Source organism: Nocardia sp. NPDC049935 (assembly GCF_055586645.1).
The window spans coordinates 261,098-282,807 of the sequence record NZ_JBVJHV010000007.1 but is presented as its reverse complement, the minus strand read 5'-3'; the positions used below and the strand labels follow the sequence as shown (position 1 = coordinate 282,807).

The 21,710-nt window shown below is 71.0% G+C and carries 20 protein-coding genes; 13 read left to right on the top strand and 7 right to left on the bottom strand.

What is annotated here, in order from left to right; translation table 11 throughout:
* Positions 1–13: 13 nt before the first annotated feature.
* Positions 14–778: a GntR family transcriptional regulator gene (locus ACZ6SF_RS26185; protein ID WP_466065349.1), complete on the top strand. Its 765-nt coding sequence runs from the start codon at positions 14–16 to the stop codon at positions 776–778.
* Positions 779–799: 21 nt separating this feature from the next.
* Here ACZ6SF_RS26185 and ACZ6SF_RS26180 read toward each other — a convergent pair whose 3' ends face one another.
* Positions 800–1,843, bottom strand: a complete 1,044-nt coding sequence (locus ACZ6SF_RS26180) for an FAD-dependent monooxygenase (RefSeq protein ID WP_466065348.1) — start codon at positions 1,841–1,843, stop codon at positions 800–802.
* Positions 1,844–1,976: 133 nt separating this feature from the next.
* Positions 1,977–2,921 carry an aminoglycoside phosphotransferase family protein gene (locus tag ACZ6SF_RS26175; RefSeq protein ID WP_466065346.1) on the bottom strand — a complete coding sequence of 315 codons (945 nt, stop codon included), beginning with the start codon at positions 2,919–2,921 and terminating at the stop codon, positions 1,977–1,979.
* Positions 2,922–3,048: 127 nt separating this feature from the next.
* Between ACZ6SF_RS26175 and ACZ6SF_RS26170 the strand changes: the two genes are divergently transcribed.
* Positions 3,049–3,975, top strand: coding sequence for an alpha/beta hydrolase (locus ACZ6SF_RS26170; protein WP_466065344.1), 927 nt, complete (start codon positions 3,049–3,051; stop codon positions 3,973–3,975).
* Between the two features lie 13 nt (positions 3,976–3,988).
* On the opposite strand, the gene ACZ6SF_RS26165 is transcribed toward ACZ6SF_RS26170, so the two are convergent.
* Together ACZ6SF_RS26165 and ACZ6SF_RS26160 are read right to left on the bottom strand one after the other, a co-directional pair.
* The gene (locus ACZ6SF_RS26165; RefSeq protein WP_466065342.1) at positions 3,989–4,807 is read right to left on the bottom strand and encodes an ABC transporter permease; all 819 of its coding nucleotides are present in this window, start codon (positions 4,805–4,807) and stop codon (positions 3,989–3,991) included.
* A complete protein-coding gene (locus tag ACZ6SF_RS26160) occupies positions 4,804–5,757 on the bottom strand; it encodes an ATP-binding cassette domain-containing protein (RefSeq protein ID WP_466065340.1) in 954 nt (317 codons plus the stop codon). The genes ACZ6SF_RS26165 and ACZ6SF_RS26160 overlap by 4 nt, the downstream gene beginning before the upstream one ends.
* Positions 5,758–5,847: 90 nt before the next feature.
* Here ACZ6SF_RS26160 and ACZ6SF_RS26155 point away from each other — a divergent pair, with 90 nt between their 5' ends.
* The 4 genes from ACZ6SF_RS26155 (at position 5,848) to ACZ6SF_RS26140 (ending at position 9,388) form a co-directional block, all read left to right on the top strand.
* On the top strand, positions 5,848–6,561 hold the full coding sequence (locus ACZ6SF_RS26155) for a TetR/AcrR family transcriptional regulator (RefSeq protein WP_466065338.1): 714 nt from the start codon (positions 5,848–5,850) through the stop codon (positions 6,559–6,561).
* Positions 6,558–7,199, top strand: coding sequence for a TetR/AcrR family transcriptional regulator (locus ACZ6SF_RS26150; protein ID WP_466065336.1), 642 nt, complete (start codon positions 6,558–6,560; stop codon positions 7,197–7,199). Before ACZ6SF_RS26155 ends, ACZ6SF_RS26150 begins: the two co-directional genes overlap by 4 nt.
* 84 nt (positions 7,200–7,283) lie before the next feature.
* The gene (locus ACZ6SF_RS26145) at positions 7,284–8,678 is read left to right on the top strand and encodes a lipase family protein (RefSeq protein ID WP_466065335.1); all 1,395 of its coding nucleotides are present in this window, start codon (positions 7,284–7,286) and stop codon (positions 8,676–8,678) included.
* 47 nt (positions 8,679–8,725) lie between these two features.
* The gene (locus ACZ6SF_RS26140; protein WP_466065333.1) at positions 8,726–9,388 is read left to right on the top strand and encodes an O-methyltransferase; all 663 of its coding nucleotides are present in this window, start codon (positions 8,726–8,728) and stop codon (positions 9,386–9,388) included.
* A 6-nt stretch (positions 9,389–9,394) separates the two neighbouring features.
* Here the strand turns inward: ACZ6SF_RS26140 and ACZ6SF_RS26135 are convergent, their stop codons facing one another.
* Positions 9,395–10,816 (bottom strand): DUF2252 domain-containing protein, encoded by a 1,422-nt coding sequence (locus ACZ6SF_RS26135; protein WP_466065332.1) that lies wholly within the window; start codon positions 10,814–10,816, stop codon positions 9,395–9,397.
* A gap of 161 nt (positions 10,817–10,977) precedes the next feature.
* On the opposite strand from ACZ6SF_RS26135, the gene ACZ6SF_RS26130 reads away from it, so the two are divergent.
* The 6 genes from ACZ6SF_RS26130 to ACZ6SF_RS26105 all read left to right on the top strand — a co-directional run bounded on the left by ACZ6SF_RS26130 (position 10,978) and on the right by ACZ6SF_RS26105 (position 20,047).
* Positions 10,978–12,123, top strand: a complete 1,146-nt coding sequence (locus ACZ6SF_RS26130) for an ROK family transcriptional regulator (protein WP_466065330.1) — start codon at positions 10,978–10,980, stop codon at positions 12,121–12,123.
* Between the two features lie 151 nt (positions 12,124–12,274).
* Positions 12,275–13,315, top strand: a complete 1,041-nt coding sequence (locus ACZ6SF_RS26125) for an ABC transporter substrate-binding protein (protein WP_466065329.1) — start codon at positions 12,275–12,277, stop codon at positions 13,313–13,315.
* Positions 13,312–14,160 (top strand): ABC transporter permease, encoded by an 849-nt coding sequence (locus ACZ6SF_RS26120; protein WP_466065327.1) that lies wholly within the window; start codon positions 13,312–13,314, stop codon positions 14,158–14,160. Before ACZ6SF_RS26125 ends, ACZ6SF_RS26120 begins: the two co-directional genes overlap by 4 nt.
* The gene (locus ACZ6SF_RS26115) at positions 14,136–14,858 is read left to right on the top strand and encodes an ABC transporter ATP-binding protein (RefSeq protein WP_466065326.1); all 723 of its coding nucleotides are present in this window, start codon (positions 14,136–14,138) and stop codon (positions 14,856–14,858) included. Before ACZ6SF_RS26120 ends, ACZ6SF_RS26115 begins: the two co-directional genes overlap by 25 nt.
* A 12-nt stretch (positions 14,859–14,870) precedes the next feature.
* Positions 14,871–16,235, top strand: a complete 1,365-nt coding sequence (locus ACZ6SF_RS26110) for an LLM class flavin-dependent oxidoreductase (protein WP_466065325.1) — start codon at positions 14,871–14,873, stop codon at positions 16,233–16,235.
* Positions 16,236–16,273: 38 nt separating this feature from the next.
* Positions 16,274–20,047 carry an ABC transporter ATP-binding protein gene (locus tag ACZ6SF_RS26105; RefSeq protein ID WP_466065570.1) on the top strand — a complete coding sequence of 1,258 codons (3,774 nt, stop codon included), beginning with the start codon at positions 16,274–16,276 and terminating at the stop codon, positions 20,045–20,047.
* Positions 20,048–20,104: 57 nt separating this feature from the next.
* Here the strand turns inward: ACZ6SF_RS26105 and ACZ6SF_RS26100 are convergent, their stop codons facing one another.
* Positions 20,105–20,515: a Dabb family protein gene (locus tag ACZ6SF_RS26100; RefSeq protein WP_466065324.1), complete on the bottom strand. Its 411-nt coding sequence runs from the start codon at positions 20,513–20,515 to the stop codon at positions 20,105–20,107.
* Positions 20,516–20,636: 121 nt separating this feature from the next.
* On the opposite strand from ACZ6SF_RS26100, the gene ACZ6SF_RS26095 reads away from it, so the two are divergent.
* On the top strand, positions 20,637–21,278 hold the full coding sequence (locus ACZ6SF_RS26095) for a TetR/AcrR family transcriptional regulator (RefSeq protein WP_466065322.1): 642 nt from the start codon (positions 20,637–20,639) through the stop codon (positions 21,276–21,278).
* An 11-nt stretch (positions 21,279–21,289) separates the two neighbouring features.
* On the opposite strand, the gene ACZ6SF_RS26090 is transcribed toward ACZ6SF_RS26095, so the two are convergent.
* On the bottom strand, positions 21,290–21,658 hold the full coding sequence (locus ACZ6SF_RS26090; protein WP_466065320.1) for a winged helix-turn-helix transcriptional regulator: 369 nt from the start codon (positions 21,656–21,658) through the stop codon (positions 21,290–21,292).
* Between the last annotated feature and the right edge of the window lie 52 nt (positions 21,659–21,710).

Here is a 21,710-nt window from a genome sequence, read left to right as displayed (position 1 = left end):
TCGAGAGGATGTCGTGACCCCGACGCTGCACGCCCGCGTTTCCGCGGCGCTCCGTGACCGGATCGTCCGGGGCGAACTCGCCCCCGGCGCCGCGCTGCCGTCCGAGGCGCGCCTGTGTGCGGAATTCGGGGCGTCGCGCGGCACCGTCCGCACCGCGCTGGCCACCCTGCGGCACGAAGGCCTGATCGCGGGCGGCCGGGGGAAACCGCCGGTGGTACGCGATGCCGCGCTGGGTCAGCCGTTCGAAACGCTGCTGTCGTTCACCGCGTGGGCGCGGCGGATGGGCCGGACGCCCGGCCAGCGCACCCTGGAGATCGCGCGCCGCGACGCGTCGGCGGTCGTCGCGGCCGAACTGGGAATCGAGGCGGGCGCACCGGTGATCGAACTGCTGCGCCTGCGGTCGCTCGACGGTGAACCGGTGATGCTGGAACGTGCCGCCTTCGTGGAAGACGTCGGACGCCTGCTGTTCGATTTCGACCCCGATACCGCCTCGATCTACGCCTCCCTCGCGGACCGGGGTGTGGACCTGCACGCGGCCCGCCACACCATCGACGCGATCGGCGCGGACGCCGAGGACGCGGCGTTGCTGGGGACAGCGCCGGGTGCGCCACTGCTGCGGGAGCGGCGGCGCACCCTGTCCTCCGACGGGGTACCCCTGGAATACGGCGACGACCGGTACCGTCCCGACCGGGTCACCTTCACCATCGACAACGCCCGCCCGGCCGGTTTCGGCCCGGATCTGACGGTGGTCAAGGACGACGGCCGGCCGGGGTCGTGACAGCGCCTGGTCCGGCGGTGCTCACGCCCGCATCCGGCGGGCCACCCGCGCCCGCTCCTCGGTGATCGCGCGGCGGCGGGTGAGCATGGCCTCGGCCGGGGAGCCGCCGGTGACGATCGCGTGGTGCACCGCCTCGATATCCTCGATACCTTCGCGAGCCCCCACCCCGGCGGCGGGCGTGATGGCGTGGTCGGCATCGCCGACGAGGATCACCGGGGCGGCCGGTGCCGCCGCGGTCGCGAGCGTGACATCGCGCGCGTTGGAAACATGGACCTGGTCGGTGGCCGCGACCAGTAGCTCGGTCAGGTCCCGGATCGAGCGGGGAGCCGCCGCGGTCACCGCCCGGGCCCAGCGGTCCACCGGGACGATCCCGATCTCGCCGGGCGGCAGGGGTTCCCGTTCGATGCGCAGGAACCAGAGGGCGGCGTCGGCGCCGGGGCGCCAGATATGCCCGAAGGTGGTGGCGGGGCGGCCGGCGGCCGCGTCTTCGGCATGGAAATGCAGGACGAACGGGTCGGTGGGGCATTCCACGGGTGTCGCGGTCATTCCGTAGATCACGACGTCACCCGCGTATTCGGGGGTGCGGCCCGGTTCGGTCCCCGCCCGCGCCACCGAGTCGATACCGTCGGCGCCGATCACCAGGTCCCGGGCGGTGACCGCGCGGTCGCCGATCCGCAGGGTGGTATGTCCGGTGGAAGCGTCGACCGCCACCTCCTCGACCGGGTTGCCGTACTCGATAGCGGCGCCCGCGTCGAGTGCGAACCGGTTCAGCACCGCGATCAGATCACTACGCAGCCAGAACCGGTGCCCCTCGGCGGGGCGTCGCCGGGTGACCCCGTCGCCGCGTGTGTACTGCAGTTCGGTCAGTGGATACGACGCCGCGTGCAGCTGCTCCTGCGGCACTCCGAGGGAGACGAGACTGCGATGGCCGCGACCGTCGAGGATCAGGAACGCCCCGCCGCCTCCGCCGGCGCGCTGTTCGTAGACGGTGACCGGACGGCCGGACTTCGACAGTGCCCCGGCGAGTGCGGTTCCCGCGATTCCGCTTCCCAGAACGGTGATCATCGGATCCTTTCCGGACGAGGTGGATCGGTGGCGAATCGGGCTGCGCGCCAACTGTACTGGCCGCGGCACGTCCCCGCGCCGGGGCCGGCTCGCCCGGCGGCCTCACTCCGATCGGCTCAGCACTCCGATCGGTTCAGCACTCCGATCGACTCAGCGCCTCGGCGACCCGCCGGTACCGCGCCGCGTCGGCCGGCCGGCCGTCGTCGACCGACCAGATGATCTCCTCCACGGCGCGCATCAGCGCCCAGTCCCGGGCGCGCGCCCGATCCACCCCGAGGGCGTCGGCGGTGGTGGCCACCATCTCCGGGACGCCGGTGGAACCGGGATCGGTCTCCACCTGTTTCATGAGCAGGAAACCGGCGTCGAAAGCGGCCTCGCCCAGATAGCCCTTCGGATCTATCAGCAGCCACGGTTCCCGCTCGGCGGCCACGATATTGCCCAGATGCGTATCGCGATTGACGATCAGCAGCGGCCCGTCCGGTTCGGCGAGAGCGGCGCAGCGGTCGCGGGCCAGGCCGAGCATCCTGTCGTCGAGATACCCGGCCGGTGGCGCGTCCGCGAGCCGGCGCGTCCAGCCCGCGACGATATCGGCGACCAGCGGGAGCGGGGGGAACCCGTCCGGGAGGTCGCCGGGCGGCCGGCGCAGCCGCCGGTAGAGGGCGCAGGCGAGCCGGATCCGGTCGCGGTGTTCCGGCAGGCCTTCCAGCGGAATCTCCGGTTGCGATACGAGCGGGGTGCCGGGGACCGCCCATTCGAGCAGCAGCGCGGCGCTGCCGGGGTGGTAGTCGAACAGCCGGACGGCGCCGTCGCCGCCGTACCGGTACAGGGCGGCCGTTTCGCCGAGATCCTCCTCGTCGACGACCGGGATCTTCAGTACCGCGACCGTGCCGTCGCCGCGGCGGACCGGCGCCGCGAACGAGTGGGTGCCGCCCTCGAACGACGTCCCGATCACCTCGAGTTCCCAGTCCCGGCACCGGTCGGCGACCATCCGGGGCAGATCGGCCAGCCAGTCCGCGCCGCGCTGTCCGAAAACCGTGCGGATAGTGGTGGTCACCTCGAGTGGCAGTGTGATCGGCATCGGTCCAGGGTGCCGATCCGGTAGCACTCCCGGCAAACGGTTTTGCCGTCGGCCGGACGGCATCGGCGTACGCTGCGTGGGCAGGCCGGACGCGGTACCGGTCCGATACGAGAGAACGGACGCGACGATGGCGTCGGACAACGTCTTCCACCCCGAGCTACGGCGGGCGCGGTTCCTGCCACGGACCGTCGTGAACCCGCGCACCCTCGGTTTCATCCGCCGGGTCACCGCGCGCGCGGCCCGGGCCCGGCCGGAGGGCGGCACCATCGAGCGGGTCGACGACCGGGTGACGGTCCGGGTGTTCCGGCCCGCCGCGTCGGGTGGACGCGTGCCGGGGTTGCTGTTCGTCCACGGCGGCGGATATGTGATCGGCAATGCCGCGATGGGCGACCGGTTCTGCCGGCTGGTGGCCGAGCGGCTCGGGATGGTCGCGGCCTCGGTGGAATACCGGCTGGCGCCCGAGCATCCCTATCCTCTCCCGCTCGACGACTGCTACGCGGGTCTGCGCTGGCTGGCCGCGCAACCCGATATCGACCCCGAGCGCATCGCGGTCGCGGGGGAGAGCGCCGGCGGTGGGCTGGCCGCGGCGCTGACCCTGCTGGCCCGCCAGCGCGGTGAGATCCGGCCGGCCTTCCAGTTGCTGTCCTATCCGATGATCGACGACCGGACCTCGGCGCGCGCGGAGCTGGATCCGCGCCGGATGCGCATGTGGAGCCGGCGCAACAACCGGTTCGGGTGGTCGTCCTATCTCGGCGCCGCCGCCATGAGCGGGGAGGTCCCGGTGCTGGCGGCGCCGGGCCGCTGCGACGATCTGGCCGGGCTGCCGCCCGCCTGGATCGGTGTGGGCACCAATGACCTGTTCTACGACGAGGATGTCGCCTACGCGGCCCGGCTGCGCGCGGCCGGGGTGGCCTGCACCCTGTACGAGGTGCCGGGCGCCTACCACGGGTTCGACCTGGTGGAGCCGGGCGCCGGTGTTTCGCGGGTGTACCGCAACGCCCAGTTGACCGCACTGTCCGATGCGCTCGGCGACAGCGACCGCGTATCGTCGTGAGCCCGGGCCCGGGTCACGCTCGGGCCCGTGCGGAGCCGTAGTTCCGGACCGCCACCGGAACCGTCAGCAGCACTGTCACCGCTATCCAGCCCCACGCCGCCGCGACCGGTTCCCGCAGGGGCCACGCGGCGCCTTCGGCCACCACTCCCGGCGCCCCGAACAGTTCGCGTAGCGCGGCGACCACGGCGCTCACCGGATTCCACTCCGCCACAGCCCGAAGCGCCGCGGGCATGGACTCGGTGGGCACGAAAATATTCGAGAACATGATCGTCCCGAAGATCAGCGGCGCGACCTGCTGCAACATCTGCTCGTCCCGGATCGCGGCGCCGAGACAGATTCCGGCCCAGCCGAGCGCGAACCGGAACACCAGCAGCAGCGCGATCGCCCCGGCGAGGGCCGCCGGCCCGGCGTCGATCCGCCAGCCCGCCAGCAGCCCGACACCCGACATGAGCAGCAGGGCCAGGCCGCCGGTGACGGTTTCGGCGAGCGCGAGCCCGGCGGGCACCGCCACCGCGGGGAGCGGCAGGGCCCGGAACCGGTCGGTGAGCCCGCTGCTCAGATCCGAATTCGCGGTGGCGGCGGTGGCGGCCAGACCCATCGCCGCGACCAGCACCAGCACCCCGGGCGTGAGATACGACCGGTAGGCGGCCGCGTCGGCGGTTCCGGCGAGTGCGCCGCCGAAGACGAATCCGAACAGCAGCATCATGCCCGCCGGTGCGGCGAGGGTCACCGCCAGTAGTCCGGGAGAGTGTTTGTAGGACAGCAGGATACGGACGAACGTGGTCCGGACGGCGGCGGCCGGGGTGGGCGGGCGCGGGGTGGGTGCGGTCATCGGGTGGTCCTCGGGGTCGGGCCGGTCAGGGCGAGGAAGGCATCGTCGAGGGTGGCGCGGCGGCGGCCGATATCGTGCACATCGATACCGGCGGTGTCGAGGGCGCGCAGGATCGGCAGCAGCGGGATATCGGCCCGCGGAAACGAATACGACAGGGTCGCGCTGTCCGGGAGATCGGAATCGCCGTGCGCGGCGGGCACACCGCCGAAATCGGCCAGCACCGCGGTGATGTCGTCGCCGCGGTGCGCGTCCGCGACGATATCCAGACCGCCCCCGATCTCGGCGGTGAGGTCGTGCGGTGTGCCGGCGGCCACCACCCGGCCCGCGTCGAGAATGGTGACCGTATCCGCCAGGCGGGCGGCCTCCTCCAGGTACTGGGTGGTGAGCAGGACGGCAGTGCCCTCCGCGACGAATTCGGTGATACAGCCGTAGATCTGGTTGCGGCTGCGCGGATCGAGCGCGGTGGTGGGTTCGTCCAGGAACAGCACGGCCGGGCGCACCACCATCGCGGCGACGATATCCAGGCGCCGGCGCATCCCGCCGGAGTACTCCCGCGCCGGACGGTCCGCGGCGGACGTGAGATCGAACCGCTCGAGCAGTTCGCGGGCGTGCGCACGGGCCCGGCGGGCGGGCAGGCCGTTCAGTCGGCCGAACATGACGAGGTTCTCGGCGCCGGTGAGCCGGGGGTCGACGGCATGGAACTGCCCGACCAGGCCGATGCGGCGTTTCACCTCGCGGGCCTCGCGGACCGCGTCGTACCCGGCGATCCGGGCGGATCCGCCGGTCGGGCGCAGCAGGGTGGCCAGCATCCGGACGGTGGTGGTCTTACCGGATCCGTTGGGGCCGAGCAGGGCGTGGACCCGGCCCGCATCCACCTCGAGATCGACGGAATCGACCACGGTGCGGTCACCGTAGGTCCTGGTCAGGCCGCTGGTTTCGATAACAGCCATGCTCGCTCCTTAATTGGGAACAATGTTCGCTGATAAGAATCTAGCCGAATGCGAACATCGTTCGCAAACCTCTCGAGGCATGCTGGTCCGATGCCCTCCGCCGAACCGACGAACGCGCTGTGGCTGCGGACCGGCGACTCCCGGCCCGGCCCCCGGCCCGGTCTCACCCTCGACGACATCGCCGCGGCCGGTGTCCGGCTGGCCGATGCCGAAGGATTGCGCGCCCTGTCCATGCGCCGGGTCGCCGAGGAGATCGGCACCGGCGCCGCCTCGCTGTACCGCTATGTGTCCGGTAAGGGCGATCTGCTGTCGCTGATGTACGACCGGGTCGCCGGGGAGTGCGAATTCCCGCCCGCCACCGGAGATCTGCGCGCGGACGTCCTCGATGCCGCCGAACGAACCCGCGGCCTGTACCGCCGGCACGGCTGGCTCGCCGAGGTCCGCCCCGGCACTCTCGGACCCCACGGTCTGCGGTATCTGGACCATATGGCCGAGATCCTGGCCCCGGCCGGACTCACCCCGGCCGCGACGATGCACGGGATCGCGATGATCTCCGGCTGGGTCACCGTTTTCGCCGGTCAGGAGGCTTCGGGGCGGTCGGTGGACGCCACCGGCGGCGGGGCCGAGCATATCGCCGCCATGCTGTCCCTGGGTGATTACCCGCATCTGACCGCGCTCTTCGGCCGGCCGGACGCCCCGGCCGAAGCGCCGGTGGACAACGACGCGGCCTTCCGGGCCGGTATCGACGCTCTGCTCTTCGGGATCGGTGGGTCCGCGGGCCCGAGTGGAACCGGGCGGCTGTGAGCGGAGCGCGCACCAGGCACAGTTATGCCGGGCGGTCGGTCGCCGAGCGGCGGGCCGAACGGCGGGCGCTGTTCATCGACGCCGGGCTGACGGTGTTCGCGGGGCGGTCCTACGCGGCGAGTTCCATCGCCGATGTGTGTGCGGTGGCGGGCCTGTCGCGCCGCCAGTTCTACGAGCAGTACTCCGCGCGCGAGGACCTGCTGGTCGATGTGTACGACCATGTCCAGCGGCAGGCCCGGGAGGCGTTCCTCGCGGGGCTGGCCGACGCCGGCGGCAGTGACCCCCGGATGCTGATGGACGCCGGGATGCGGGCCTATGTCCGGGCCGTCACCGCGGACGACCGCTGGGTGCAGGTCGCGTTCGTGGAGATCGTGGGAGTCGGTCCGGAGGTCGAACGGCATCGTGAACGGGTGCGCACCGGCTGGGGCGAGGCGATCGCGGCGGCCGCCGCCGCGGTGCCGGGTGTGCGGACCCCCACGGGCGGCTGGGAGCTGGCCATGTCGGCGTTCATCGGCGCGGTGAACGGCGCCGTGCACCACTGGAGCCGGCGGGAACCGCGCCCGCCCGCCGACGATCTGCTCGCGGTGCTCTCGGCGCTGCTGGGGGCGTTGATCCTGCCCTCGCCCGGCACCGGCTGATTGTGTTGTCCGACACCGCCGTGCCATACTCTGCGCCATGTTTGAGACGTAGGCGTCTCAATGTGGTCGTGAGGATGTGGGTCGATGAGGACCGAGACCGGGCGGGTACGCCGGATCTGCACACTGCTGAGCGCACTGCTCCTGATCGCGGCGCCGGTCGCCGCGACAGCCGGGGCGCAACCCGTTCCGGAGGTGGTGGAACCCGCGCGGGTTCTGCCGCTGCCACCCGAACTGGACCCGGGTTTCTACCGGCCCGCGGCCGGAACGGTCGCGGCCCACGCGCCGGGCGAGATCATCGCGGTACGCCGGGTGAATGTGGCCAATTTCGGTCTCGTCCCGCTGAATGTCGACGCCTGGCAGGTCTCCTACCGGTCCAACAACAGCCGTGACGAGGCCGTACCCGCCGTCGCGACCCTGCTGAAGCCGCGCGGCTCGGCGGCGGCGCCGCGGCCGCTGCTGTCGGTGCAGATCGCCGAGGACTCCACCGCCGGATACTGCACCCCGTCCTATGCGCTGCAGCATCTTTCGGCCGCGCCGTTCCTGGGCCAGATCGTCGCGCCCGCCGAATTCGTGTTCGCGCAGGCGGCATTGCAGCAGGGCTGGGCCGTGGTGATCCCGGACCATCAGGGACCCGACTCCGCCTACGCCGCGGGACCGCTGGCCGGCCGGATCACGCTGGACGGTATCCGCGCGGCCACCTCGTTCGCGCCGCTGGAATCCGGGCCCACGGCGCCGGTCGGTATGTACGGCTATTCGGGCGGTTCGATCGCCACCGGTCACGCCGCGGAACTGCGCGCCTCCTACGCACCGGAGCTCAATATCGCCGCCACCGCGATGGGTGGTGTGGGCGCGGATCTGGGCGCCGCCCTGGAAATGGCCGACAACCAGGCGACCTCCGGTCTCGTCTTCGCCGCGGTGATGGGATTGGCCCGCGAATACCCGGATTTCGCGGCCTTCCTGGACCGCAATCTCGATCCGGTCGGAAAAACCCTCATGACCCTGAAAGCGCCGCTGTGTGTCCAGTACCAGTCGGCGCTGCTGCCGTTCCTGAATCTGAAGGGGATGATGCGCACCCCGGGCGATCCGATGCGCGACCCCGCGGTCACCGCGATGCTCGACGATACGCGGATGGGCCGGTCGGTACCCGATATGCCGCTGTTCGTCTGGCATTCGGCCTGGGACGAGATCCTGCCGCTGCCCGCCACGAACCGGCTGGTGGACACCTACTGCGCCGATCCCGGCGCCCGGGTCCAGTACACCCGCGATCACGCGAGTGAGCACATCGCGGCCGAGGTCACCGGCGGACCCGCGGCCCTGCTGTGGCTGCGCGACCGGCTCGGCGGCGTCCCCGCGCGACCGGGCTGCGTCACGTCCGATATGCCGACCATGCTGGCGACGCCCGGTGAATTGCCCTTCCTCGCCTCGGTGTTCGGTGAGACCGTGGCCTCGTTCTTCGGCAGGCCGATCGGCGCCCGGTAGCGTCGCGGCTCCGGCCGGGAGCCGGGCCGCAGTGGCAGACTGCGGGTATGAGTACACCTGATTGGGCGGATGTGGACCGGTACGTCGTGGACCATCTGGTGCGCGATACCGAGGCGAGCGCGACGTTGCGGGCCAACTCCGACGCGGGGCTGCCGGCCATCGATGTCTCCGAGGCGCAGGGCAAATTCCTGTCCCTGCTCGCCAGGTCCGCCGGCGCCCGCCGTGTCCTGGAGATCGGCACACTCGGCGGATTCAGCACCCTGTGGCTGGCGCGCGGGGTCGGCGCCGAAGGCCGGGTCACCACACTGGAATACGAACCGCGGCACGCCGAGGTGGCCCGGGCGAATCTGGATCGCGCGGGGGTCGGGGAGCGGGTCGAGATCCGCGTCGGCGCGGCGATCGACAGCCTCCCGGTGCTGGCCGAAGAACGACCGGACCCCTACGACCTGGTCTTCATCGACGCCGACAAGGTGAACAACGCCAACTATGTGCGCTGGGCGCTGCGCCTGACCCGGCCCGGCGCGACGGTGGTGGTGGACAACGTGGTGCGCGGCGGCGGTCTGGCCGACGACACCTCCGACGACCCCGCGGTGCGGGCGAGCCGGGAACTGGTCGAATTGCTGTCCGCCGAACCGCGGCTGGACGCCACGGTCATCCAGACCGTGGGCGCGAAGGGCTGGGACGGATTCGCGCTCGCGGTGGTGAACTGACGACCGCTATCCGTCGGTGGTGGCGGACGCGGTGATCCGGCCGTCGTCGATCGCCTGCCGCAGCAGGGTGTGGTCGCGGGCGCTCTGATCGACGTAGTCCTCGGCGAAGGCGGCCATGGCCTCGTCGAATTCCGTTCCGGTGCCGAGATAGCCCGCGAGCGCGAAGCGGTCGCCGCCGCGGGCGTGCGCCTGGGCCAGGACCCGCGCGCACAGCCGGCCGTACAGGGCCATCATCTCGGCCGGCATCGTATCGATCACCGCGCTGCCCTTGCCGTCGCGGAGCTGGCGGATATAGAAGTCGCGGGTGCTGCCGTCGGAATCGGGGCCCTGGTGCCAGCCGAGGAAGATATCGCTGGCCGCCTGCATGAGGCGCTGTCCGGTCACGACCCGTTCACCCTGGTTGGCGTACCGCGGACCGTCGAGGTATCCGGCGAGGACCGAGGGCTGGGCTTCCTTGGCCTGGAGGAACAGCGGATCCCCGCCGGGCCCGCGCAGCAGGGCGATCCAGCAGCGGGTGCCGACACTGCCCACCCCGACGACCTTGCGGGCCGAATGCACGTACTCGAAGCGGTCGAGCAGGAAGCGGCGGTCGGCCTGCAGGGTGGTGCGGTAGTCGACCAGCCGGTCCTGCATGGTTTCCTGGATGCGGGTCGCGTCGGCGGCGGAGAACAGCTCTTCGACCGGGACGATCAGCGGCGGCATACTGACGATCCGGGGCCGGCCGTCGGCTCCCGTGACCGTCAGTTTCGACAGCGCGTGCGCACTGTCTCGACCCCACGCCTTGTCCATCGCCTTGGTGACCCGTTTCCGGATCGACGAGTCGAGCGCCTCGTGCAGCTGTGCCATCTCCTCGGCCGCCGCGATATGGGCATACCAGACGTCCAGTTCACCCGATCCGGCCTGCCGGGCCATGGTTTCGCGGTACTCCGCACAGCAGGCCAGCGCGATCCGGCGGCGATGTTTGGTCTTGAATCCGTTATCGCGCCCGGCGACCACCAGGCTGGCGACGAGGCGTTTGACATCCCATTCGAACGGTCCGGGATAGGTCTCGTCGAAATCGTTGACGTCGAAGGCCAGCTGCCGTTCGGGGGTGGCGAAGAGGCCGAAATTGCTGAGATGCGCGTCGCCGCACAGCTGGGTGCGCAGGCCGCTGGCCGGTGAGCGGGCCAGATCGTCGGCCATCACCAGTGCCGCGCCCCGGTAGAAGGCGGTCTGCGAGGTCGCCATCCGGGCATAGCGCACCGGCACCAGTTCCGGGACGCGGGCCGGGGCCTGCGATTCGAGTAGTGCCAGCGGGTCGCGCCGGTCGGACGGGTGATAGGCGGCGACGGCGGCGAACGGCGCCAGCTCGCGCTGCCGGACACCGTCGGCGTGCCGCTGCGCACAGGTCGCGGTATCGGCGGGTGCGGCGGCGGGCGGGCGGGACATCGGCCCAACCTAGGGCCGCGCCGGCGGGTCGTCGTCACCCGATCCGGGTGAAGCCGTGCCGGACCGCGAGCGGCTTCGGATCACCCTGCGCTCAACCCTGCGCCGCGTGTCAGCAGGCCACTACCGTTTTCCGGCGGCGCAGTGATGAAGAGGTGGCGGCGATGGCGGACGGCAGCGCGGGATCGGTCCTGCGGGCGGTACTGGAACTCGGGCCCGCGCCGCGCAGCGTGATCGCCCGGCACGCCGCGATATCCCCCGCGACCCTCACCGTGCAGTCCCGGGCGCTGCTCGACGCCGGACTGCTGCGCGAACTGCCGGAGACCACCGCCGCCGGGATCGGGCGCCCCTACAGCCCGCTGGCGCTCGACACCGAGGGCAATGTGGTGGTGGGCGTGCATATCGCGGCCGAGCATACGACCGTGGCGGTGGTGGATATCGGGGGCGCGATACGGCACAGCCGCCGCGTGCCGCACCCCTGCGCCGATCCCGAGGTGATCCTCGCCGCGGCGGGTGGACAGGTGCGCCGGATCCGGGACGAGTGCGGCGCGCGGCGCATCGTCGGGCTGGGCGTGGCGACCGGCGGATGGGTGGATACCGGAGCCGGTACCGTGGTGCACCATTCCTTTCTGGGCTGGCGCGATGTGCCGGTGCGCGCGGCGCTGGCGGCGGCGACCGGATTACCCGTCGCACTCGACAACCACACCCGGGCGCTGATGTACGCCGAACAGCTCTACGGGACGATGCGCGCGGCGCCGAGTTCGATCATGCTGTTCGTCGGCAATGTCATCGACGTGGCCTTCGCCGTTCATGGGCGGGTGCACTACGGGCCGCGGTCGGCGGCGGGTTCGCTGGCCCGGTGGCTGGGCGGCTCCCCGGACGGTCCGCTCGAACCCGCCGAGCTCGAGCGGCTGGCCGATCACGCGCTGCTGCGCGCCGCCCGGAAGCGGGCGCCCGGCCGGTTCGCGAGTTTCCCGGATCTCCTGGAGCACGCCGCGGATCCGCTGGTACAGGAGCTGTTCCGTGAACGCGCCGTCACACTGGGCGGGGTGCTGGCGGCGCTCATCGACCTGCTGGACCCGGCGGCGGTGGTGGTCGGTGACCGCGCCTACGGGCGGGTGCCGGGAGTGCGCGAAGCCTATCTGGACACGGTGGGCCGGCAGGGTATCGACCCGGACCACCTCATCACGGCATCCTCGTTCCAGGGCCGGGTCCTGGAGACCGCGGCGGCCGCGGTGGCATTGCAGCGGCTCTTCGACCGGCCGCTGGCCGTTCTCGCCCCGGAGGCATTCGACTCGGACTTAGTTTAATACGGACGAATATTGACGGTCTCCGGGAGGTTCGGCACAGTAATTCCATGAGCGGAATGTATCTCGCGGCGGATCCGGAAACGAGCACATCGTGTCGTCCGGTGGCGGAAATTCATGTCATCGAATCCGGAATCGGACCCAGGAAATCGAAGTGCTCAATTATCTGCGAAGAATAGGTGTCGTGCTCGCGGCGGCCGGGTTGCTCGCCGCCTGCGCGACCGATAGCGGCGGCGATGTGGACCTCACCGCCGCGCTCCCCGATTCGGTGCCGCCGGGCACCGCGCTGTCGATCTCGGTGCGCACCTCCAAGGTGGCGCTGCAGGCGTCCGGCGAAGTCGCGGAACTGCCGTTCACCGTGACCGACTGGCCCGCGGTGCAGGCCGGTCCGGATGTGATCCAGGCCTTCCGCGGCGGGGCGGTCGATATCGCCTCCAATGCCGGTATCCCGCCCATCCACGCCCGCGCCACCGGACTCGATGCCAAGATCATCGGGGTCAAACAGCGCGCGCTGCCCAACTACCACCTCGCCACCGCGCCCGGCTCGAATATCACCGATATCGCGGGCCTGCGCGGTAAGCGGATCGCGTTCTCGCCCGGCCAGGCCCAGGGCGTGGTGGTGCTGCGGACCCTGCAGGCCGCCGGAATCGCTCTCGACGACGTGCAGCTGGTGGAGCTGAACAGCCCCCAGTTCCTCACCGCGCTGCAGGGCGGCCAGATCGACGTCGCCCCGCTGGGTGAACCGTCGCTGACCAAATATCTCGATCAGTACCGCGCGCAGGGCGCGACCGCGGTAGCCACCGGCGCGGTGGACGCGCTGACGGTCCTGTGGGCGCCCACCGCGGTGCTGCGGGATTCGGCGAAACTCGCCGCCGCGAAGAAATTCGTGGAATTCTGGGCGCGCGGCGAAGTATGGGCCTGGGAGCATCCCGAAGAATGGATAAAAGCCTATTACGTCGAGGATCAGGAAGTATCCGAGGCCGACGGCAGGCGAATTCTGAAGACGACCCCGAAACCGTATTTCCCATCGAATTGGGACGCGGCGATCCGCTGGGAACAGGAAACCGTGGACCTGGTCACCGGCTCCGGCTATTTCGGTGAATCGTTCGACGCCGGGGAATTGTTCGACCGGCGTTTCGAGGGTATCGCCGCCGCCGCGGTGGCGCCGCAGTACCGGACCGAGGAGTCACAATGACCATCGCACTCGACCGCGGCCCGATCGCGGCGCCGGTCCGGCCGGACGGCTTCGTCGCGCGGCGGCCGCTGCGCCGGCTGGGCCTGCGCAGAACGGTACCGTTCGCCCGGCTGCTCGGGGTGGTGCTGCTGCTCGGCGCCTGGACCGCCGGCGTCGCGGGCGGATTGATCGACGAACGTAAACTCGCCGCGCCGTGGACCGTGCTGCGGACCGGATGGCAGCTGGTGGCCGACGGGATCCTGCTGAGCAATATCGCGGCGTCGCTGGAACGGGCCGCCATCGGGCTCGGGATCGGCCTGGTGATCGGTACCGGGCTGGCACTGGTCTCGGGACTGTCCCGGCTGGGCGAATCCATCGTCGACGGACCGGTGCAGCTCAAACGCGCCATCCCCACACTGGGTCTCATCCCGCTGCTGATCCTGTGGCTGGGTATCGGCGAGACCTTCAAGATCGTGCTGATCACCCTCGGAGTGGTCGTGCACATGTACATCCAGGTCCACGCGTCGCTGACCACCATCGACAAACGACTGGTGGAACTGGCCGAGGTCCAGGGGGTTTCGCGGGCGACCTTCATCCGCCAGGTCGTGATACCCGGTTCGCTGCCCGGATTCTTTCTCGGACTGCGGCTCTCGGTCACCGGCGCCTGGCTGATCCTGATCGTCGTGGAATCGGTGAACGCGATCGACGGGCTGGGCAAGATGATGACCAATGCCCAGAACTACGGCCAGGCCGATGTGATCCTGGTGGGCCTGGTCGTCTACGGCGCCTTCGGCCTGCTCTCGGACGCGGCCATCCGGCTGCTGGAACGGAAGGTGCTGTCGTGGCGGCGGACGATCGCGACCTAGGCGTAGCGGTACGGCAACTGACCCGGAGCTACGGCGAGCGCGTCGTCCTCGACCGCTTGGATCTGCGTATCCCGCAGGGCCAGTTCGTCGCGCTGCTCGGACGCAGCGGGTCGGGGAAGAGCACGCTGTTGCGGGCGCTGGCCGGGCTGGACTACGACGTGGCGGGCTCCGGGTCGCTGCGGGTCCCGGACAAGACCTCGGTGGTGTTCCAGGATTCACGGTTGCTGCCCTGGCAGCGGCTGCTCACCAATGTGCTGTTCGGGCAGCCGCGCGGCCGCCGCGCCGACGGGGTGCGGGTGCTGGCGGAAGTGGGTCTGGCCGGCCGGGAGCGGGCCTGGCCCGCGGAACTGTCCGGCGGGGAACAGCAGCGGGTCTCGCTGGCCCGGGCCCTGGTCGACGAACCCGATCTGCTGCTGGCCGACGAACCCTTCGGCGCGCTGGACGCGCTGACCCGGATCAAGATGCACGAACTGCTGCGCGCGCTCATCCGCCGCCGTAAACCCGCCGTGCTGCTGGTGACCCACGATGTCGACGAGGCGATCGCGCTCGCCGACCGGGTGCTGGTGCTCGAGGACGGGGCGATCGCGGTGGACGTCACCGTGGACCTGCCCGAGCAGCGCGATACCGGCCTGCCCGAATTCCGGCGCATCCGGCGCACCCTGCTGACGGCGCTGGGTATCGACCCGGTCGCCGCGTGAAAGGAAACCGATATGACCTCGGCCGATAAGCCGCGCGGGAAAACTCTGCATCTCAACGCCTTTCTGATGTCGGTCGGTCACCACGAGGCGGCGTGGCGGTTGCCGGAGAGCGATCCCTACGCCCATGTGGATATCGACCATTTCGTCCGGCTCGCCCGGACCGCCGAACGCGGCAAGTTCGATTCCATCTTCTTCGCCGACAGCCCGGTCCTGATGGGGGATCCGGGCCGCCGGCCGGGCGGGAAACTCGAACCGACCGTCGTCCTCACCGCGGTCGCGGTGCAGACCGACCGGATCGGGCTCATCGCCACCGCCTCCACCAGCTACAACGATCCCTACAATCTGGCCCGGCGGTTCGCGTCGGTGGACTGGGTGAGCAACGGGCGGGTCGGGTGGAACATCGTCACCACGGCGGGCGCCGACGCCGCCCGCAATTTCGGGCTCGACGACACTCCCGATCACCGGCTGCGCTACGAGAAGGCCGCCGAATTCGTGGAGGTCGCCACGAAACTGTGGGACAGCTGGGAAGACGATGCCGTCGTCGCCGACAAGGCGCTCGGGGTGCACGCGGACGCGGACAAGGTCCGCAGGATCGGCCATCGCGGGGAGTTCTTCTCCGTGGACGGTCCGCTGAACGTGCCCCGCTCGCCCCAGGCGTATCCGGTGCTGGTGCAGGCCGGTTCGTCGGAGGACGGCAAGAACTTCGCGGCCCGCTACGCCGAGGCGGTGTTCACCGCACAGCAGACCCTCGCCGACGGCACCGCCTTCTACACCGACCTCAAGGACCGCGCCCGCCGGCTCGGCCGCGACCCGGACACGCTCAAGATCCTGCCCGGAATCGTGCCGGTGATCGGCGATACCGAGGCCGAGGCCCGCGCGCAGGACGCCGAACTCGAGCGGTTGATCTCCCCGGAGTACGCGCGCCGCCAGCTGGCCGAGCGGTTCGGGTTGCCGGTCGAGGCGCTGGAACTCGATCGCGAACTCCCGGAAGATCTGCCCAGCGAGGACGATATCCAGGGCGCCAAGAGCCGGTACACGCTCATCGTGAACCTGGCGCGGACCGAGCGGCTCACCGTGCGCCAGTTGATCGCCCGGCTCGGCGGCGGGCGCGGGCATCGCACCTTCGCCGGGACCGCCGAACAGGTCGCCGACACGATCGAGGAATGGTTCCGGGCCGGGGCCGCCGACGGGTTCAACGTGATGCCCGCGGTTCTGCCGTCCGGGCTGGACCGCTTCGTGGAACGCGTGGTGCCGATCCTGCAGGAGCGCGGACTGTTCCGCACCGACTACACCGAGACCACGCTGCGCGGTCACTACGGGCTGGCGCGGCCGGAGAACCGGCTGGCCACCGAGACCCCGCTCGCGGTCGCTCGGTGACCCCCGCCCGAACCACGCCGGAGGCGCCGGAGTCCGGGGTGGGCGGCGCCGCCGGTGGCGTGGGCTGGTTGCGCTATCTGGCGCGCCGATGTCTGGTCCACCGCCGGCTGGTGCTCGCCGCCTACCTCGGCGCCGCCGCGGCGGCGGCGCTCACCGCGGCGCTGCCGCTGGTGGTCCGGCATGTGGTGGATACGCTCACGGTGACCGCCGAATCGGTGGCGCCGTGGGCGGTGATCCTGCTCGTGCTCGGGGTCGCGCGGTTCGGCGCGTCGTTCACCCGCCGCGTCGGGTCGTCGAAACTCTCGCTGGGCGTGCAACACGATCTGCGCCGCGATCTGTTCGCCGCTCTGCTGCGTCTGGACGGGCGCGAGCGGGAAGGGTTGCAGACCGGGCAGGTGGTGAGCCGGGCCATCACCGACGTCACCCTGATCCAGATGTTCCTGCAGCTGATCCCCATGGTGTCGGGCAACGTGGTGCTGCTGGTGGGCGCGCTGGGACTGATGGCGGTGATGTCGCCGCCGCTGACGGTGATCGCGCTCCTGGTGCTGCCCGCGCTGTGGTGGATCGCCCGGCGCAGTCAGCGGGAACTGTTCCCCGCCAACTGGGACGCCCAGGCGCGGGCCGCCGAGGTGGCCATGCGGGTGGAGGCCGCGGTGGCCGGAGTCCGCGTGGTCAAGGGCTTCGGGCAGGAGCGGCACGAACTCGACGGGTTGCGTGACAGCGCGGGCGCGCTGTTCCGGTCGCGGTTGCGGGTCGCGCGGATCACCAGCCGGTTCACCCCGGCCATGCAGGCCGTGCCCGCGGTGGGGCAGGCGGCGGTGCTGATCGTGGGGGGTCTGCTGGCGTTGCGCCAATCGATCACGCTGGGAACGTTCCTGGCGTTCATGACCTACCTGGGCGCGTTCGTGAGCCCGATCCGGCAGTTCTCCATGTTGCTCACCGTCAGCCAGCAGGGCCGCGCCTCGCTGGACCGGGTGCGGGAGGTGATCGATACCCCCGCGCCCGCGGTCCCGGCCGCGTCCGGGGAGCCGTCCGGCGGCGCGCCCCCGCGGATCGAATTCCGTGGTGTGGGTTTCCGTTTCGGTGACAACCGGGTGCTCGACGATCTCGACCTCGTCATCGAGGCGGGGGAGACCGTCGCCGTCGCGGGCAGTGCCGGGTCCGGTAAATCGATACTCGCGCAACTGGTACCCCGCCTGTTCGACCCCGATTCCGGCAGTGTGCGGTTCGACGGCGCCGACCTCCGGGCGCTGCCGGATTCCCGGGCGCGGGTCGCGATGGTGTTCGAGGACACCCATCTCATGGCCGACACCATTCGCGCCAATGTCGCCTACGGCCGTCCGGACGCGAACGACGAACAGGTCTGGCACGCGCTGTATCTGGCCGCCGCCGACGGTTTCGTCGCCGCCACCCCCGACGGACTCGGGACCAGGGTCGGTGAACGCGGCCAGCGGCTGTCCGGTGGTCAGCGCCAGCGCATCGCCCTGGCCCGTGCCCTGCTCACCGAGGCCCCCGTCCTGGTACTCGACGACGCCACCTCCGCCATCGACGCCCGTGTCGAGGAACTGATCTTCACCCGGATCGCGGGCGAGGTACGCCGCCGGACCACCCTCGTGGTGGCGCATCGGCTGTCCACCCTGGCCCTCGCAGACCGGGTCGCGATCCTGGACGGCGGCCGGGTCGCCGAACTGGGCGCCCTGTCCGAACTGCAGGATCGCGGGCGGCTGTTCCGCACCCTGTTCACCCCGCCCGACCCGGGCACGATCGATACCGCCGCGGTATCCGGCGAGGCGCCCGTCGCCACCGCCGTGCTGTGGGTGGAACCCGATACCGGGACCGACGACGCGCGCACCCTCGAACAGGTCGCCAAGGCGTTCGCGCAGCGGGCCGCCGGGGCCCCGGCCGGTGCCGGCCGGGGCGCCGCGATGGGCGCCGTGATGGCGGCCGCACCGCCCAGCGGCGATGTGGCGCGGCTGATCGAAGGCCTGCCACCCGCCACCGGCGAACCCGGGGTGCCGGAATCCTTCTCCCATACCGCCGATCCGCGGTTCGCCCTGCCACGGCTCCTGCGCCCGTTCGCCTGGCCGCTACTGGCCGGTCTCGCGCTGGTCGGTATCGACGCGCTGGCACAGGTGCTGATCCCGTTCCTGGTGCGGCACGGTATCGACCACGGTGTGCTGGCCGGGGCGCAGGACGTGCTGCTGGCGGCGGCCGGTCTCACCGTGCTGGTGGTCGCGGTGGACTGGGTGATCGGGGTGGCCCAGGTGCGGGTCACCGGCCGGGCGGGTGAACGGCTGCTGTTCGGGTTGCGGGTCAAGACCTTCGCCCAACTGCAACGGCTGGGATTGCAGTACTACGAGCGCGAACTCGGCGGCCGCATCATGACCCGGATGACCAGCGATGTCGACGGACTCTCCGGATTCCTGCAGACCGGCCTCGCGACCGCCCTGACCAGCACGATCACCATCCTGGGGGTGATCGTGGCGCTGCTGGTCGTGGACGCCGCGCTGGCGCTGGTGGTACTGGCGACGCTGCCGGTGCTGGTGGTCACGACGATCGCCTTCCGCCGCGCCTCGGTGCCGGCCTACAACCTCGCCCGCGACCGGGTGAGCGTGGTGAACGCCTATCTGCAGGAGAACGTCGACACCATCAAGGTGACGCAGAGCTACCGGCGGGAAGCGGTGAACCAGGCCGAATTCGAACGGCGCTCCTGGCGTTACCGGGATGCCCGGCTGCGCAGTCAGACCCTGATGGCGGTGTTCTTCCCGTTCATCGAATTGATGTCGGTGGTGGCGACCGCGGCGGTGCTGGCGGTCGGCGTGCACCAGGTGCGCGACGAGGTGGTCACCGCGGGCACACTCATCGCGTTCCTGCTCTATATCGATCTGCTGTTCTCGCCGATCCAGCAGTTGTCGCAGGTATTCGACAGCTACCAGCAGGCGGTGGTCGGCGTGGACCGGCTCGGCGAACTGATGCGGACGCCCGTCGACACGCCCGACGACCCCGACCCCCGGCCGGTGGCCGCGCTGCGCGGCGAAATCGAGATGCGGGCGGTGGATTTCGCCTACGCCCCGCGCGGCGCCACCGCCGGGGTGCCGCCGGTGCCGGCGCTGAGCGGTGTGGATCTGCGGATCGCGCCCGGACAGCGGGTGGCACTGGTCGGTGAGACCGGGGCGGGTAAGTCGACGCTGGTGAAACTGCTGGCCCGGTTCTACGATCCGACGGCGGGCCGGGTGCTGGTCGACGGTGTCGATATCCGCCGCTACGCCCTGCGCGACTACCGCAAGCGGCTGGGTGTGGTGCCGCAGGAACCGTTCCTGTTCGGCGATACGGTGCGCGATGCCATCGCCTACGGCCGGCCCGAGGCGAGCCCGGCCGAGATCGAATGGGCCGCGCGGGCGGTCGGCGCGCACGAGATGATCGCGGCGCTGGATCACGGCTATCTGCAACCCATCGGTGAGCACGGGCGCGGACTGTCGGCGGGGCAGCGCCAACTGCTCGCCCTGGCCCGCGCCCAGCTGGTGGAACCCGACATCCTGATCCTCGACGAGGCCACCGCCTCACTGGATCTGGGCACCGAGGCCCGGGTGCAGGCCGCCATCGACGTTCTCACCGCGGGCCGCACCACGCTGGTGGTCGCGCACCGCCTGGCGACCGCCGCGGACGCGGATCTGATCGTGGTGCTCGGCGACGGCCGCCTGCTCGAGACCGGCACCCACGCCGAACTGCTCACCCGGGAGGGCGGCGCCTACCGCGCGTTGTGGGCGGCCTATGTGGGTGAGAACGCGGAGCAGCCGGCGGCGGCGCGCTGATCCGGACGCCCGCGGAGGCGGCCGGCGCCCGGGCGGGCGCCGGCCGCGTCGCGGAGCCTAGGCGGGTTCGGTGACGATGGTGTGGTCGGTGATCTCGGCCAGCGCCCGGCCCCAGTCGGGGTAGAGCGCCACCTTGGCCAGGTGCAGTTCCTCGATGCGGGCGGCGAGGCCGGGGTCCGGATCGTCGGAGAACCGGACCGCCGAGAGCCGTTCGAAATGCGGCAGGATATGCGGGTCGCCGGCGAGGTGCACCGGGTCGTGCAGGTAGCGCTCGAGCGCCGCCAGGTCGGCGACCGCGGCGCAGTAGGCATGGGTGAACCCGTCCCGGGGGTCACCTATATCGCGGCCCACCGATCCGAAGGCGACCGATTCGACACTCGCGGTGCGGCGCATTCTCGCCAGCACCTCGTCCTGCTGTTCGGCCGAGACGTCGCCTTTGAAACGGAAGCGCAAGAGATTGACTATCACCGGGGTACCTCCTGATTGAACCAGCGGGTTCAGAAAATGGATTGTGACGGTTCAGTGAAGCACGGTTTTCCATTTTGAACCAGTGGGTTCAATCGATCGGAACGGCTGATACGCTCGATCGGTGCGAGCGGCGGAGGTCCCGGGCCGGGGACGGATCGATAAACGGCAGGCCATCCTGGATGCGGCCTTCGAGGTATTCGCCCGGCTCGGCTACGAGCAGGCGTGCGTCCGGGAGATAGCCGCCGAGGCCGGGGTGGCCAAACCGACCGTCTACAACCACATGACCGACAAGGAGGGCCTGCTCCGCGAATCGCTGCTGCTGGCGGCCGACCGGGTGGGCGCCGAATGCCTGGAGGCCGTCGAGCGCCTCCGTGACCCCGGCGCCGATCTGCCCGCGGCGCTGGAGGACACCGCCCGCCGGCTCCTGCGGATCTGCGCGGGCGATACCTCGCACGCGCTGCGCCGGCTCGCCGCCGCGCAGGCCAACCGGCTGCCCGAACTGGTCCTGCGGGTCAGGGAACGTACCGCCGCCCGGACCCTGGACGCGCTCACCGACCGGTTCGGCCTGCTCTCGCTGTCCGGGCGGCTGACCGCTACCGAACCCGCGACAGCCGCCGAACAGTTCCTGGCGCTGCTCACCGGTCCGCTGGAGAACCGCTCGGCCCAGGGCACCCGGAAGGTACCGGTCGCCGAGCAGCGCGCCATCGCCGCCGCGGCCGTCCGGACGTTCCTCGCGGCGTACGGTTCCGGCGGGCGCGCCTGATCGGGGCGGGTTCAGGACCCGCGCAGCGGCGGATCGGCCGCCTCGGGAATCCGCAGTTCGTCACCGTATTCGCGAACCCAGTCGGCCAGGGAACGCAGCGGTCCGTCCACCAGGCTCGCGCCGAGACCGGTGAGCCGGTACTCGACCCGGGTGGCTGCCCGCGGGCACGGACGCCGGGAGATCAGCGCCCGCCCGATGAGCCGGCGCAAGGCCTCGGTGAGCGCTTTATCGCTGATCGAACCGATCTCGGCGCGCAGCTCCGTTCGCCGGCGCGGGCCGCCGGCCAGCGCCGCCAGGATCACCGGATCCCAGGTGTGGGCGAACAGGTCCAGGGCCCCGCGTAAGCGGCAGTCGGCGATCGGTTCGGTGTGATCGGTCATCGCCCACCAGCGTTCTCGGCCGCTACGCACCGATCGGTGCGTATTCCGGTTC